Source organism: Oribacterium sp. HCP3S3_B9, from assembly GCF_052064255.1.
Classification (GTDB): domain Bacteria; phylum Bacillota; class Clostridia; order Lachnospirales; family Lachnospiraceae; genus Oribacterium.
Genome location: NZ_JBQHVY010000006.1, coordinates 37,452 through 51,225, shown reverse-complemented (window position 1 = coordinate 51,225; position 13,774 = coordinate 37,452). Strand labels below are relative to the sequence as shown.

Genomic DNA, 13,774 nt, shown 5'->3' with positions numbered 1-13,774 from the left:
AAAATCAGATATTTGCGCCACCCATCATGAAATCAACGACACGCTTCATATCCTCCGGCTCTGCCACGATGAGCTCGAGTTCGCTGATGTTGGCCTTCGTGAAAAGATTTGCTGTGAAGAGCATCTGGGAAAGCTTAGACTTCAGATTGATACGATCGCCTTCCTTGGAAACGAGATATACATCACCCTGGCACTTATCGAGCACCTCGAAGAGACCTTCTACATTATTGACATTTACAAGCTTCATAACAAACCTCCTTTGTTTGTATTATCGTTCGTGCTTATCGACACTTCATGATACAGCGTTCATTTATCTGTATCATGCATTGATGATATAGCACATTGTACAAATATACAAGTAAATTTTTGTGTACATTTACAGCCCGCTTTGTGGCGTTTTTCTTATGTATGTGACAGTACGGATTCACCTTCATGTAAAAATTATGCTATACTGCAGGTGATACAGGCAAAAGTCTGTTTAAAAATTAACAAAAACACAAGGCGCATTCAGCGAGCGGACGAGGAGAAAGAATTATGAAATTAGTTATTGGCAACGATCATGCAGCGATTGAGATGAAGAATGAGATCAAGGAGTACCTCGAGGGGAAGGGCATCGAGGTGATCGATGTCGGCACGAATTCTCCGGAGAGCTTCGATTATCCGATTTCCGGCTATCGTGTCGGAAAGATGGTCGCTTCCAGTGAAGTGGATGGAGGCATCGCCATCTGTGGTACCGGTGTAGGCATCAGCCTCGCATGCAATAAGGTCGAGGGTATCCGCGCGTGCTGCTGCAGCGAGCCGTACTCCGCAGAGATGAGCAAGCGCCATAATAATTCGAACGTTATCTGCTTCGGCGCACGTGTGATTGGCATCGAGACCGCGAAGCAGATCGTCGATGCGTGGACCGGCGCAACCTTCGAGGGTGGCCGTCACCAGAGACGTGTCGATGAGATCATGGAGATCGAGGCGACTCAGAAGCTGAAGGTGGCCGACGAGGCATAAAAAAATGGGGGTATGATCCCCCATTTTTTTATTTCAGCAGGTCCTTCACACCGCTTTCCTTCAGTGCGCTGAGGAAACTCTGCCGGTCGCGGCTTGCGATGAGCTCCTCCGGGAATCCGACTTCCGCGAGGAGCTTTTTCGTCTCCTCGAACTTTCCGATGTGCGGTGCGATGTGCGCGTCGGTCGCGATGGTGATCTGGCAGCCGACCTCCGCGCAGGCCGCGAGGATCTGCCGGCAGCGATCCTTATTGACACCGCCGCTCCACGGGAAGCCGAAGCTGTGCTCGTTCACCTCGAGGCACTTATGCATCGCCTTCGCCGCTTCTGCGAGCGCACGGTAGTCGACATCGAGGCCCGTGCGGCCGACATGGCCGAGGATGAAGACCTTCGGATTCGACAGCGCCTTGATATACATGTCCGTCAGCGCGACGCGCGACGCATCGCCGATGAAGGACTTGCCATGCACGCTCGCGATGACGTAATCCATCTGGCGGGTCGTGTGTTCGTAGAGCGTGGTCGGCTCCTTATACGCGTCGCCGACGATCGACGTCGTATTCGGGATGTCCTCGCCGAAGAGCGCGCCGTCCAGCCCCACGATATCCACCTCACAGCCCGCGAGCAGCGTCACGCCCATCCAGGTCCGTGGCCAGGTCGCCGGTGCATTGGCGAGGTACTGGTAGTTCTTCGCATTTTCGACATCCGGCCAGAGCATCGCCGAGAAGTGGTCGGTGGAGCCGAGCAGCTCGAGTCCGGTGTCCGCTGCCTCCTTCACATTCTCCGCAATCGTGGAAAATGCGTGCCGACTGTACAGTGTATGGGTATGCGTGTCACATTTGATTTCGTACATAATAAACCTCTCTGAAAACGCCTCGGAATCGCCGGGTCGCGCGGCTCGTGGATGTCGCGGGCGGGTGCCGCAGCACCGCCGTCTGCATTGGCCTCGAAAAAGCGCGCAGAAACACTTCTAAATTGCTTGCAATCATAACACAAGTGCGCTAAATTGCAAATCAGGAAAAAAGAGAGGTGACTATGGGAACATCATTGGTTTCAGATGGAAAAGTGATTCTGCGTAAGGGCGAGGGCCGCACGATCAAGGCGGGCGGTGCCTGGGTTTTCGACAATGAAATCGACCAGTACGCAGGTGACTACGCGAACGGGGATATCGTCCGCGTAGAGGATTTCGACGGCTTCTTCATGGGCTATGGCTTCATCAACCACAATTCGAAGATCCGGGTGCGGATGCTGAGCCGCTGGCGGAAGGAGCCGATCGACGCGGAATTTCTGCGTGATCGCGTGAAGGCAGCGTGGGAATACCGGAAGACCGTCATGGGCGAGGATACGGATGCCTGCCGTGTGATTTTCGGTGAGGCGGACTGGCTGCCGGGACTCACGGTCGATAAATATGAGGATGTGCTGGTGGTGGAGTCGCTCGCACTCGGCATAGATCGTCTGAAGCCGATGATTCTCGAGGATCTCGTGGAGATCCTCCGGGAAGACGGCATCCACATCCGCGGCATCTACGAGCGGAGTGACGCGCCGGTTCGAAAGAAGGAAGGCATGGACGTGTATAAGGGCTTCATCGGCCCGGAGTTTGACACGAATGTCGAGATCACGGAGAATGGCGTCAAGTATATGGTCGACGTCGTGAATGGACAGAAGACCGGATTTTTCCTCGATCAGAAGTATAATCGGCGGGCGATGCAGCGGATCTGTAAGGGGAAGCGCGTCCTCGACTGCTTTACGCACATGGGCACCTTCGCGCTGAATGCCGGCATCGCGGGCGCAGCGGAGGTCGAGGGCCTCGATATCTCGGAGCTCGCGATCCAGCAGGCGACGGCGAACGCGAAGCGGAACCATCTCGAGGACACCGTGCATTTCCGTGTGGCGGATGTGCTCGACGAGCTGCCGAAGCTGAATGCGCGCGGCGAGAAGTACGACGTCGTCATCCTCGACCCGCCGGCCTTTACGAAGTCCCGCGAGGCGACGAAGGCCGCGATCCGCGGCTACCGCGAGATCAACATGCAGGGCCTGAAGCTTGTGAAGGATGGTGGCTACTTCGCCACCTGCAGCTGCAGCCACTTCATGACACCGGAGCTCTTCACGAAGACCATCGCAGAGGCGGCCGGCTCCGTACATCGTCGCCTTCGCCAGATCGAGTACCGCACCCAGGCCTGCGATCACCCGATTCTCTGGTCTGGTGATGAAAATTCGTATTACCTCAAGTTCTATATCTTCCAGGTTGTGGATGAGAAGTAAAAAAGAGGTCAGCCCTCTGTAACGGGCTGACCTCTTTTTCTTAAGGAAAGCATTTTCAGTTGAATACAAAATGTAGTCAACTGTCAACGCAATCTATCTTTTTGGCGACAAGATTGTCGAGTATAATCGACAAAAGCAGTATAAAACTGTCGACTATACTCGACAGTTTTTCTTTTTGATAGTAAAATAACGACAGGGAAGGAGGACAGAGATGAATCATCTGATTTTAAAAACGGTCATCAACGATATGCACGAAGTGATAAAGGAAGCGGACATCGTCGATCGAGAGTATGTCTTTGAAAAGAATGTCAATTATGTGCTGATCGGCATCCGGCGTGCAGGCAAGTCAACATTGCTCTATAAAATCGTGAGGGATCTGATCGCAGAGGGCGTGGATTGGAGCCGGATCATCTATGTGAACTTCGAGGATGAGCGTCTTACCGAATTTTCGCTGGAGGATTTTAACGATCTGGTCGCAACCGCAGGAGAACTGACGAGTGAGAAGCCTTACTTTTTCCTCGATGAGGTGCAGAACATTCCAGGCTGGGAACGCTTCGCCCGTCGTATGGCGGATGCCCGGGAGCATGTTTATATCACCGGCAGCAACGCAGAGATGCTCAGCCATGAGATGGAATCCAGACTCGGCGGACGGTACATGACCATGCACGTGTATCCATATAACTTCCGTGAGTATTTGACGGCTTCAAAGCTTGATTATTCGGAATCGGCGTTTCTGACAACGAAGCTGAACGGACGGATTCGAAGCGCAGCACAGTCCTATCTTACCGATGGCGGATTCCCGGAATCTCTGATGTTTGTCAACCGGCGAAGCTATGTGGAGAATATCTATCAGAAAATACTGTATGGTGATATTCTCGCCCGAAATGCGATTCGAAATCCGGAGTCACTTCGACTGATGATGAAGAAAATCGCAGAAACCGTCACGAGCGAGCTGTCGATCTCGAAGCTAAGTGGGACGATTCAGGCGGCAGGCGTAAAGCTCTCGAAGGATACGGCCGCAGAATATGTAAATTATGCAGAAAATGCGTATCTGATTTTCAGAATCACAAATTTCGTTGCCAAATTCGCAGAGCGTGAAAGTGTACCGAAATACTACTTTTCGGATAACGGGCTCCTGAATTTGTTTCTGATCAATAAAAACAGCTACCTGCTCGAAAATATCGTGGGGATCAAGCTACACCAGCAGTTCTCCGACCGCCTGTTTTACTTCAAATCACCGAAGACCGGTATCGATATCGACTTCTATACACCGGATAACCACACGGCTATTCAGGTCGCTTGGAGCATCGAAGAGGAAACTGCCAGGAAGCGAGAGGTCGATAATCTCGTGAAGCTTTCCCGTTCATTTGAAGACGTAAAGCGCTTTATCATCGTCACCCTAGAGGAAGAAGAGACGATCGAAATCGCACAGACGACGATCGAAGTCATCCCGCTGTATAAATATCTTGCAATGCGCGACTGCTGATGGAGAAGGAACAAACCACGTTATGAACAGCTCAGCAGTTCGCCGGCTTAAAGCCTTCGGCGCTCGGCGTTCTGGCTGTTCTGAGAATACAAAAAAGAGGACATCCACTATACAGTAGATGTCCTCTTTTTTTCGAGGCGAGAGTCGGATTCGAACCGGCGCTCAGGGTGTTGCAGACCCATGCCTTACCACTTGGCTATCTCGCCATAGATCCGATGTTTTCTTTCGGACTTCCCATAGTATAGCGTATTTATAGGAAATAAGCAATCACATATTTTGTGGCGGTTGCAGAGGGATAACAGTTCAGGCAGGGGACCCGGAGCGGCGGCAACGGAGGCCATACGTAGAGATCGTGTAAAATCAAGCCGGGTCCCCTGCCTGAACTGTTACGCGTAATGGGGGTCAGATCCTTCGCCCGGCCACCCGGAAGAGTATCTTAGTCCTGCCGCCCCGGCACGGTCTGCACGAAATTCTGAATCGTCTGCAGCTTCTGGTACTCCGCGCTGTCCTTGATGCCCGGCTGCTTCAGATAGTGCTCCTTGATCTTCTCGAAGGTCTCCGGACTCAGCACATGCTCGATCCGGCAGGCATCCTGACCTGCGGTATACGCACTCACCCCGAGCCGCACCAGCATATTCGTAAGAACCACATGCTTCTCGTAGGTCGCCTTCGCCGCCGCCATCCCGGCCTCCGTCAGCGCGATGTAGCCATTGTCATCCACCGTGATCATGCCCTCTTCACGCAGATGCTTCATCGCCACGGAAACCGACGGCTTCGAAAATCCGAGCAGATTTGCGATATCGATGGAACGCACCACCTGCTGGCTCATCGCCAGCACCAGAATACTCTCCAGATAATTCTCCGACGACTCATGTGTCGCATACGTACTCATATCGAAACTCCTTTTCAGAAACTTGAAGATTTCATCATGTATCCCCGATAGTATAACACATCTGAGCGGATATCCGCGAAAGTTAGATATAACTAATTATTTTAACGAAAGCTATTGACTTGAAAAAAAGTTAGTGCTAACTTACTAGCGTGAAGTTAGCTTCGACTAATTAGACGGGACTAATTTATACTTTTATGTAGAGGCGGCGGCCATCAACATCATGTAAAGGAGGTACGATGATGCCATTATCGATGGGAACACAGGGTGAAGAATATGAGATTCAGCGCATCGGAGGAAATGACAAGACGCAGCATTTCCTGGAGTCACTGGGATTCTATGCCGGAGGCAAGGTGAAGATCGTTTCCTGTAATCGCGGCAATCTGATCGTACAGGTGAAGGAGTCGAGACTGGCACTGGACGAGACGATGGCCCGTAAGGTCATGATCAGTGCGTGAAGACGCGATAACATCCGTAGACGAGCACAGGAAGCATCGTGGGTGAGTCCATAGCCACAGCAACACAGTATCATCCGCAGCGTGTCTGCGCTTTATAGATAGATGAGGAGGGAATAGAGTTGAAAACATTAAGAGAGGTTCAGCCAGGTGAGGATTGCGTTGTAGCGAAGATCACCGGTGAGGGTGCCATCAAGAGAAGAATCATGGATATGGGAATCACGAAGGGGACGACTCTTCATGTGCGTAAGGCAGCGCCGCTCGGCGATCCGATCGAGATCACCGTACGTGGCTACGAGCTTTCCGTCCGGAAGGCCGACGCCGAGATGGTACAGGTCGAGACGAAGGCCTGAGCACAGCAGATCCTGAGCGGGCGGTGCCCGGATGGAAGCATTGGCCACGGAGGACGTGGCGGAGAATGAAAATCTTAGAGGGGGAAAATCAAATGGCAATCACGATTGCACTCGCAGGTAATCCGAACTGCGGAAAGACGACGCTATTTAATCAGCTGACCGGATCCAACCAGTACGTTGGTAACTGGCCAGGCGTTACAGTAGAGAAGAAGGAAGGTAAGCTGAAGGGCCACGCAGATGTGACCATCGCCGATCTTCCGGGTATTTATTCACTTTCTCCATACACACTGGAGGAGGTCGTTGCGCGAAACTATCTCATCAACACGAAGCCGGATGCGATCCTGAACATCGTGGATGGTACGAACCTCGAGCGTAACCTCTACCTCACCACACAGCTGAAGGAGCTCGGGATTCCGGTGGTGATGGCCGTGAACATGATGGATGTCGTAGAGAAGAACGGCGACCAGATCCGCCTCGACCAGATCGAGAAGTACCTCGGCTGTAAGGCAGTGAAGATCTCCGCGCTGAACGGCACGGGCATCAAGGAGGCGACCGAGCTCGCGATTCATGAGGCACAGACCGGTTCCACCGAGATCGTACACAGCTTCTCTGAAGAAGTCATGGATGCCATCCTCCAGATCGAGGAGAAGATCGCTGCGTACGTCCCGGAGGGCGAGAAGCGCTTCTTCGCGGTCAAGCTCTTCGAGCGTGATGATAAGATCCGCCACGAGATGATCGGTGCCGGCCAGAACGTCGACGTCGAGTCCATCATCGCCGCGGTCGAGAAGGCGGAGGATGACGACGCCGAGTCCATCATCACCAACGAGCGGTACAGCTACATCCAGAACATGATCGCCGCTGCGTACACGAAGAAGCATGTCGGTAAGCTGTCCACCTCCGACCGGATCGATAGCATCGTCACGAACCGCTTCCTGGCGCTCCCGATCTTCGCAGCCGTGATGTGGCTCGTATACTACATCTCCATCTCGACGATCGGTGCGATCGGTACCGACTGGGTCAATGATGTCCTGTTTGGCTCAGACCCGTGGTCTTTCTTCGGCCTCTGCGAGCTGCCGTCGATCCCGGGCCTTTTCGAAGGCATCCTCAGTGCACTCGGCACCGGTGAGGTATTGACAAGTCTCGTCCTCGACGGTATCGTCGCAGGTATCGGCGCGGTGCTCGGCTTCCTGCCGCAGATGCTCGTCCTGTTCTTCTTCCTCGCCTTCCTCGAGGGCTGTGGATACATGGCGCGTATCGCCTTCATCCTGGATCGAATCTTCCGTCGTTTCGGTCTCTCCGGTAAGTCCTTCATCCCGATGCTGATCGGCTCTGGCTGCGGCGTTCCGGGTGTCATGGCATCGAGAACGATCGAGAACGAGCGTGACCGTCGTATGACGATCATGACCACGACCTTCATCCCGTGCTCCGCGAAGCTTCCGGTCATCGCCCTCCTCGCAGGTGCGGTATTCGGCGGTGCTTCCTGGGTCGCACCATCCACGTACTTCCTCGGCATCGCAGCCATCATCTTCTCCGGTATCGTACTGAAGAAGACGAAGTGGTTCGCAGGTGACCCGGCTCCATTCGTTATGGAGCTCCCGGCGTACCACCTTCCGAGACCGATCGACATCCTGAAGTCCATGTATGAGCGTGGCTCCTCCTTCGTAAAGAAGGCCGGCTCGATCATCCTTCTGTCCACCATCGCGGTCTGGTTCACCTCCTCCTTCGGTATGCAGGACGGCCAGTTCGGCATGGTCGACATGGACAACTCCATCCTCGCGGCCATCGGTAACGCGATCGCCTGGATCTTCACACCGCTCGGCTGGGCAGACTGGAAGTCCGCTGTGGCTGCCGTGACCGGCCTCGTCGCCAAGGAGAACGTCGTCGGTACCTTCGGTATCCTCTTCCATTATGAAGGAGCAGAGGAGCTCGCCGAGGCAGGTGACCAGATCTGGAACCTCGTACAGGCGAACTACTCCGGTGTCGCTGCTGGCTACAGCTTCCTCGCCTTTAACCTGCTCTGCGCACCTTGCTTCGCAGCGATCGGCGCGATCCGTCGTGAGATGAACAACGCAAAGTGGACCTGGAGAGCGATCGGCTGGGAGTGCGGTCTCGCGTACTGCGTCGGTACGGTCATCTACCAGATCGTCGGCCTCTTCACCGGTGAAGCCCACTTCGGTATCTTCACCGTCATCGCCATCGCCCTCGTCATCCTCGGCATCTGGGCCCTGGTTCGCCCGTACCACGAAGCGACGGAGCTCTCCGACAAGTTCGACTCCGTAGCCGCCGCGGCACAGAAGTAATTTCAGAAGTATTTCAGGTCAATGTCTCCGGGCACCACGCAGATGGTGTAGCTGGAGGCATTGCCCACCGAAGGATCCGACAGATGCTTCCCGGACGATGATGATCACGGGATCGAAGCATCATTCTCAGAAAGGAGGAACTATGGGAGATCTCATCGTGGGAGGACTGATCGCACTTATGGTGATCCTCATCCTCCGAAGTCTTCATAAGGCCGTCGCGAAAAGCGGCGCCTGCGCGTTCTGCAGCTACGCGAAAAACGGCTGCGACCACGTCGGCCATCACGAGCTCGACCTCGAGCGCGCCGAAAGCCGGCTGAACGCCACCCAGAAAGCGATTCTCGCGAAACATCGCAGACAGAATTAACTGAAAGGGGCCAGTGTGATGACGAATCCTCGAGATGATCGTCATTACGCTGGCTTCTTTGCTGTTTCCGCGTTTTAACACATTATAGCCGCGAAGTGCCCAGGAAATTTCCCCTGGACACATCGTTATCATTGTAACAGGGCCGTAAACTGTGATAAAATAGATACAATTTTATGAATGTACGCCCGGAAGGACGTCGGGAGAGGCAGAAAATGAGTAAAGAGAAGTACATGGCATATATCGGTTCCTACAGCTACACGGGCAATGCAAAGGGCATCACCGTCTGTGATGTCGATGTAGAGAAAGGAACCTTCACGAAGCGGACCGAGATCGAGGTGAACAACTCCTCCTACCTCGTCGCATCGAGAGATCAGAAGACACTGTATTCCATCGCGGATGAGGGCGTGGTTTCCTTCCGTATCCTCGAGAACGGTGCACTGCAGAAGCTGAACACCCAGAACATCCGTGGCATGCGTGGCTGCCACCTCGCGATCGACCAGTTCGATCAGTACCTGATGGTCTCCGGCTACCACGATGGCAAGGCGACCCTGCTCGCACTGAATCCGGACGGTTCCGTCGGTCCGATCGTCGATGGCGTCTTCGATAAGGGCATCGGTTCCGTCGCAGAGCGGACCTTCCGTCCACACGTATCCTGCGCACGCATGACGGATGATCAGAAGTATATCCTCGTCGCAGACCTCGGCATCGACCAGGTACGCATCTTCCGCTTCGATAAGCCGGACGGACGGATGCGTCAGATCGACACGCTCCGCTGTGAGCTGAAGTCTGCACCGCGTCACTTCCGCTTCTCGCCGGATCGTAAGTTCCTCTACCTCATGTATGAGGTGAAGAACGTGATCGATGTGTTCCGCTTCACGGAGGGCAAGAAGCCGAACGATATCAACCTCGAGAAGATCCAGACCATCTCGACCCACAACGACCCGTCGAACAGCCCGCTGATCGCGGCATGTCAGATGCGCTTCTCACCGGATAAGGATGCGAAGCATCTGTTTGTGTCCAATGCTGGCATCGATACGATCACGATGTATGAGCGTGATGTCGAGACCGGCCTTCTGACCATGAAGAGCTCCCTCCCGGTATCCGGTGTCTATCCGAAGGATTTCTGTATCTTCCCGGATGAGAAGCACATCGCGGCCGCGAACAACGAGTCCGGCACGATCACCTTCTTCTCGATGGATTATGATACGGGTATGCTCGTGATGAGCGCCCGCGATATCCCGGTGGATGAGCCGAACTGCATCTGCATGGTGAAGCTGCCATCCGGTAAGTAAAAACGCGTTTCAGGGGGACATCCATGGCAGGCAATACATTTGGAAAACTCTTTCGTATCACCACCTTCGGTGAGTCACACGGACCGGCACTCGGCGTCATCATCGATGGCTGTCCGGCTGGCCTCGCACTGTCCGTCGAGGACATCCAGCCGTATATGGACCGGCGGAAGCCGGGCCAGAATTTGAAGGCTACCCAGCGGAAGGAGGACGACCAGATCGAGATCCTCTCCGGTGTTTTCGAGGGAAAGACGACCGGTACGCCGATCGCGATGATGGTTCGAAACAGTGATCAGCACAGTAAGGACTACTCGGATATCGCCCACGTGTTCCGTCCGGGCCACGCCGATTACGGCTTCTATGAGAAGTACGGCTTCCGCGACTACCGTGGTGGCGGTCGCTCCAGCGGTCGCGAGACCCTCGCGCGTGTTGCTGGTGGTGCCGTCGCAGCGAAGGTGCTGTCGGATCTCGGCATCACGGTGGACGCCGAGGTGACGGAGCTTGCCGGTATCGACGTGACGACTCCGGCTGGCCAGGAGGCGGCCGACCAGCGCATCCTCGAGCTCCGCGAGGAGAAGGACAGCGCCGGTGGCGTGGTGACCTGCTTCGTCAACAACATGCCGACCGGCATCGGTGAGCCGGTCTTCGATAAGCTCGACGCTCGCCTCGCTCAGGCCGTGATGTCGATCGGTGCGGTCAAGGCCGTGGAGATCGGCGACGGGACGAAGGCAGCCCGCGCCCTCGGCTCCGAGAACAACGATGGCTTTGAGGCCGTCGCGGTGCCGATCGCCCCGATGGAGGTCGATGATGACGACGAGGACTACGAGCACCAGCCGAGCCTCGAGGATGTGAACCGCGCCCGTGCGCTCCATGACGAGACGCCACTCACGGAAGAAGAGTTCGAGGAGATGCTCGCAAGTGGTGAGCTCGACGGCATGGAGGAGGTCTTCCGTGTGAAGACGAACCACGCCGGCGGCATCCTCGGCGGCATGTCTGACGGCGCCGAGATCGTCCTCCGTGCCTACTTCAAGCCGACGCCGTCCATCGCCAGCCCGCAGGAAACCGCGAACGAAGAGGGCGATAACATCACGATCGAGATCAAGGGCCGCCATGACCCGACCGTCGTCGAGCGGGCCTGCGTCGTCGTGGAGTGTATGGTGGCCATCACCGTACTCGATGCGCTCCTCGAGAATATGGGTGCGCAGATGGAGTTCCTGCACGAAATCTATCCGCTTGATTAAGCGGGAGAGAAAGAGTATTTTATTAGTAAAGCGCTTTACTGCCTTGCGGGCGGGTGCCTCCGCGGAGGACGACTGCATTGGCCGGGACAGTGGCGGAAACGATGACGAGACAACAGGAGGTATGAACATGGCAGATCAGATGTCAAAGGAGTATGATGCAGTGAAGGAGCTCGGTCTCTGCGTACTGCATGTAGGTATCAATGCAAACGGCGAGGAGGATGCACTCAGAATCGCAGACGAGTTCCAGACCCTCATGGGCTTCATCCCGAGAGTCGGCCACAGCTCCATCTTCGCTTCGGACCTCATCGAGATCATGAAGAAGGACGGCCCGGGCGAGAAGGGCCACATCGCGATCGGCTGCCATGACGTAGACGCCGCGGTCGCTTTCTTCGAGAAGCGCGGCATGGGCGTGAAGCCGGAGACCGCAAAGAAGAACCCGGACGGCAGCCTCATGTTTATCTACCTCGATAAGCAGATTGCAGGCTTCGCGATTCACCTGAAGCAGTACTGATTTATACGAATCTTATGCGCCGGAGGATAATCCTCCGGCTTTTCTCTTGTAAATCCTTTTTCACATGCTAAAATAGATGCGCATATAAACCTGCGACGGCAAGGCACGAAGGATGTGCGACGGTGCCGACGCATTCAAAAAGAAAGGCTATGATTATGGCAGACAAGAAACTTGTCGAGCAGATCACTCCTATGGGGGAGGATTTCGCTCAGTGGTACACAGACGTTGTTAAGAAGGCAGAGCTCACGGACTATTCATCCGTCAAGGGGTTCATGGTCATCCGTCCGGCTGGCTATGCGATCTGGGAGAACATCATGCATGAGCTGGATCAGCGCTTCAAGGCGAGCGGCGTAGAGAACGTAGCGATGCCGATGCTGATTCCGGAGTCCCTCCTTCAGAAGGAGAAGGACCACGTCGAGGGCTTCGCACCAGAGGTTGCCTGGGTAACCGAGGGTGGACAGAAGAAGCTCGAGGAGCGTCTCTGTGTACGCCCGACCTCCGAGACACTGTTCTGTGATTACTTCTCAAAGGTTGTAAAGTCCTATCGTGATCTCCCGCAGATCCTCAACCAGTGGGTATCGGTCGTTCGTTGGGAGAAGACCACCCGTCCGTTCCTGAGAACCCGTGAGTTCCTGTGGCAGGAGGGACATACCGTGCATGCAACCGCGGAGCAGGCTGAGGAGAGAACGAAGCTTATGCTCGAGATCTATGCGGACATCTCGGAGAACGTGCTTGCGATCCCGGTCGTAAAGGGACAGAAGACCGAGAAGGAGAAGTTTGCCGGTGCCGTAGCTACTTATACCATCGAGGCTCTCATGCATGATGGTCAGGCACTTCAGTGTGCGACCTCCCACAACTTCGGTGCGGATTTCGCGAAGGCCTTCAATGTACAGTTCCTTGATAAGGACAACCAGCTGAAGCCGGTATACGAGACTTCCTGGGGTATGACCACCCGTATGATCGGTGCGCTCATCATGGTACATGGTGATGATTCCGGTCTCAAGCTGCCACCGAGAATCGCGCCGACGCAGATCTGCATCGTTCCGATCCAGCAGAAGAAGGAAGGCGTGCTTGAGAAGGCATACGAGCTGAGAGATCAGCTTCGGAAGTCCGGCTTCCGCGTAAAGGTAGACGATGGTGACAAGTCACCGGGCTTCAAGTTCGCGGACTGTGAGGTACGTGGTATTCCGCTTCGTATCGAGGTCGGTCCGAAGGATATCGAGGCCGGTCATGCCGTACTGGTACGTCGTGATACCCGTGAGAAGATCCAGGTTTCCTTCGACGAACTCGCGGAGGAGACCGGAAAGCTGCTCGAGCAGATCCAGCAGGATATGTACGACCGCGCGAAGACCTTCCTCGAGGAGCATACCTCCAGTGCGACCAACATGGACGAGCTCGTCGATATCGTAAACACCAAGCGTGGCTTCGTGAAGGCCATGTGGTGCGGCTGCCGCGAGTGCGAGGATAAGCTGAAGGAGATGTCCGGCATCACCTCGAGATGTATCCCGTTCGAACAGGAGAGCATCAGCGATACCTGTGTTGTCTGCGGAAAGCCGGCGACGAAGATGGTATACTGGGGACGTGCATACTGATCTGATTTGAATATCGGGTGCCGTAGAGCTGTCGCG

At 54.9% G+C, this 13,774-nt stretch carries 14 protein-coding genes and 1 tRNA gene; 11 read left to right on the top strand and 4 right to left on the bottom strand.

Annotation, left to right across the window (positions count from 1 at the left end; translation table 11 throughout):
- Positions 1-4 precede the first annotated feature (4 nt).
- Entirely contained in the window at positions 5-247 is a 243-nt protein-coding gene (locus tag ACTNC3_RS04965) for a polya polymerase (RefSeq protein WP_410044026.1), read from the bottom strand.
- A gap of 287 nt (positions 248-534) precedes the next feature.
- On the opposite strand from ACTNC3_RS04965, the gene rpiB reads away from it, so the two are divergent.
- On the top strand, positions 535-1,002 hold the full coding sequence (gene rpiB / locus ACTNC3_RS04960; RefSeq protein WP_441226669.1) for a ribose 5-phosphate isomerase B: 468 nt from the start codon (positions 535-537) through the stop codon (positions 1,000-1,002).
- 28 nt (positions 1,003-1,030) lie between these two features.
- Here rpiB and ACTNC3_RS04955 read toward each other — a convergent pair whose 3' ends face one another.
- On the bottom strand, positions 1,031-1,849 hold the full coding sequence (locus ACTNC3_RS04955; protein WP_441226668.1) for a PHP domain-containing protein: 819 nt from the start codon (positions 1,847-1,849) through the stop codon (positions 1,031-1,033).
- 182 nt (positions 1,850-2,031) lie between these two features.
- Between ACTNC3_RS04955 and ACTNC3_RS04950 the strand changes: the two genes are divergently transcribed.
- Positions 2,032-3,258: a class I SAM-dependent rRNA methyltransferase gene (locus tag ACTNC3_RS04950; RefSeq protein ID WP_441226667.1), complete on the top strand. Its 1,227-nt coding sequence runs from the start codon at positions 2,032-2,034 to the stop codon at positions 3,256-3,258.
- Between the two features lie 211 nt (positions 3,259-3,469).
- Positions 3,470-4,744 (top strand): ATP-binding protein, encoded by a 1,275-nt coding sequence (locus ACTNC3_RS04945; RefSeq protein WP_441226666.1) that lies wholly within the window; start codon positions 3,470-3,472, stop codon positions 4,742-4,744.
- 135 nt (positions 4,745-4,879) lie between these two features.
- Here the strand turns inward: ACTNC3_RS04945 and ACTNC3_RS04940 are convergent.
- Positions 4,880-4,950: transfer RNA gene (locus tag ACTNC3_RS04940), tRNA-Cys, on the bottom strand.
- Positions 4,951-5,180: 230 nt separating this feature from the next.
- The gene (locus ACTNC3_RS04935; protein ID WP_410043369.1) at positions 5,181-5,636 is read right to left on the bottom strand and encodes a metal-dependent transcriptional regulator; all 456 of its coding nucleotides are present in this window, start codon (positions 5,634-5,636) and stop codon (positions 5,181-5,183) included.
- A gap of 236 nt (positions 5,637-5,872) precedes the next feature.
- On the opposite strand from ACTNC3_RS04935, the gene ACTNC3_RS04930 reads away from it, so the two are divergent.
- From ACTNC3_RS04930 to proS, 8 genes are all read left to right on the top strand, one after another.
- Positions 5,873-6,091: a FeoA family protein gene (locus tag ACTNC3_RS04930; RefSeq protein WP_441226665.1), complete on the top strand. Its 219-nt coding sequence runs from the start codon at positions 5,873-5,875 to the stop codon at positions 6,089-6,091.
- A gap of 119 nt (positions 6,092-6,210) precedes the next feature.
- Positions 6,211-6,441, top strand: a complete 231-nt coding sequence (locus ACTNC3_RS04925) for a FeoA family protein (RefSeq protein ID WP_410043367.1) — start codon at positions 6,211-6,213, stop codon at positions 6,439-6,441.
- A gap of 92 nt (positions 6,442-6,533) precedes the next feature.
- Positions 6,534-8,741, top strand: a complete 2,208-nt coding sequence (gene feoB / locus ACTNC3_RS04920; RefSeq protein ID WP_441226664.1) for a ferrous iron transport protein B — start codon at positions 6,534-6,536, stop codon at positions 8,739-8,741.
- Between the two features lie 142 nt (positions 8,742-8,883).
- Positions 8,884-9,105 carry a FeoB-associated Cys-rich membrane protein gene (locus tag ACTNC3_RS04915; RefSeq protein WP_410043365.1) on the top strand — a complete coding sequence of 74 codons (222 nt, stop codon included), beginning with the start codon at positions 8,884-8,886 and terminating at the stop codon, positions 9,103-9,105.
- Positions 9,106-9,317: 212 nt separating this feature from the next.
- Positions 9,318-10,397, top strand: a complete 1,080-nt coding sequence (locus ACTNC3_RS04910; protein ID WP_441226663.1) for a lactonase family protein — start codon at positions 9,318-9,320, stop codon at positions 10,395-10,397.
- Between the two features lie 23 nt (positions 10,398-10,420).
- The gene (gene aroC, locus ACTNC3_RS04905; RefSeq protein ID WP_441226662.1) at positions 10,421-11,635 is read left to right on the top strand and encodes a chorismate synthase; all 1,215 of its coding nucleotides are present in this window, start codon (positions 10,421-10,423) and stop codon (positions 11,633-11,635) included.
- Positions 11,636-11,762: 127 nt separating this feature from the next.
- Positions 11,763-12,146, top strand: coding sequence for a VOC family protein (locus ACTNC3_RS04900; RefSeq protein ID WP_441226661.1), 384 nt, complete (start codon positions 11,763-11,765; stop codon positions 12,144-12,146).
- 155 nt (positions 12,147-12,301) lie between these two features.
- Positions 12,302-13,738, top strand: a complete 1,437-nt coding sequence (gene proS, locus ACTNC3_RS04895; protein WP_441226660.1) for a proline--tRNA ligase — start codon at positions 12,302-12,304, stop codon at positions 13,736-13,738.
- Positions 13,739-13,774: the final 36 nt, after the last annotated feature.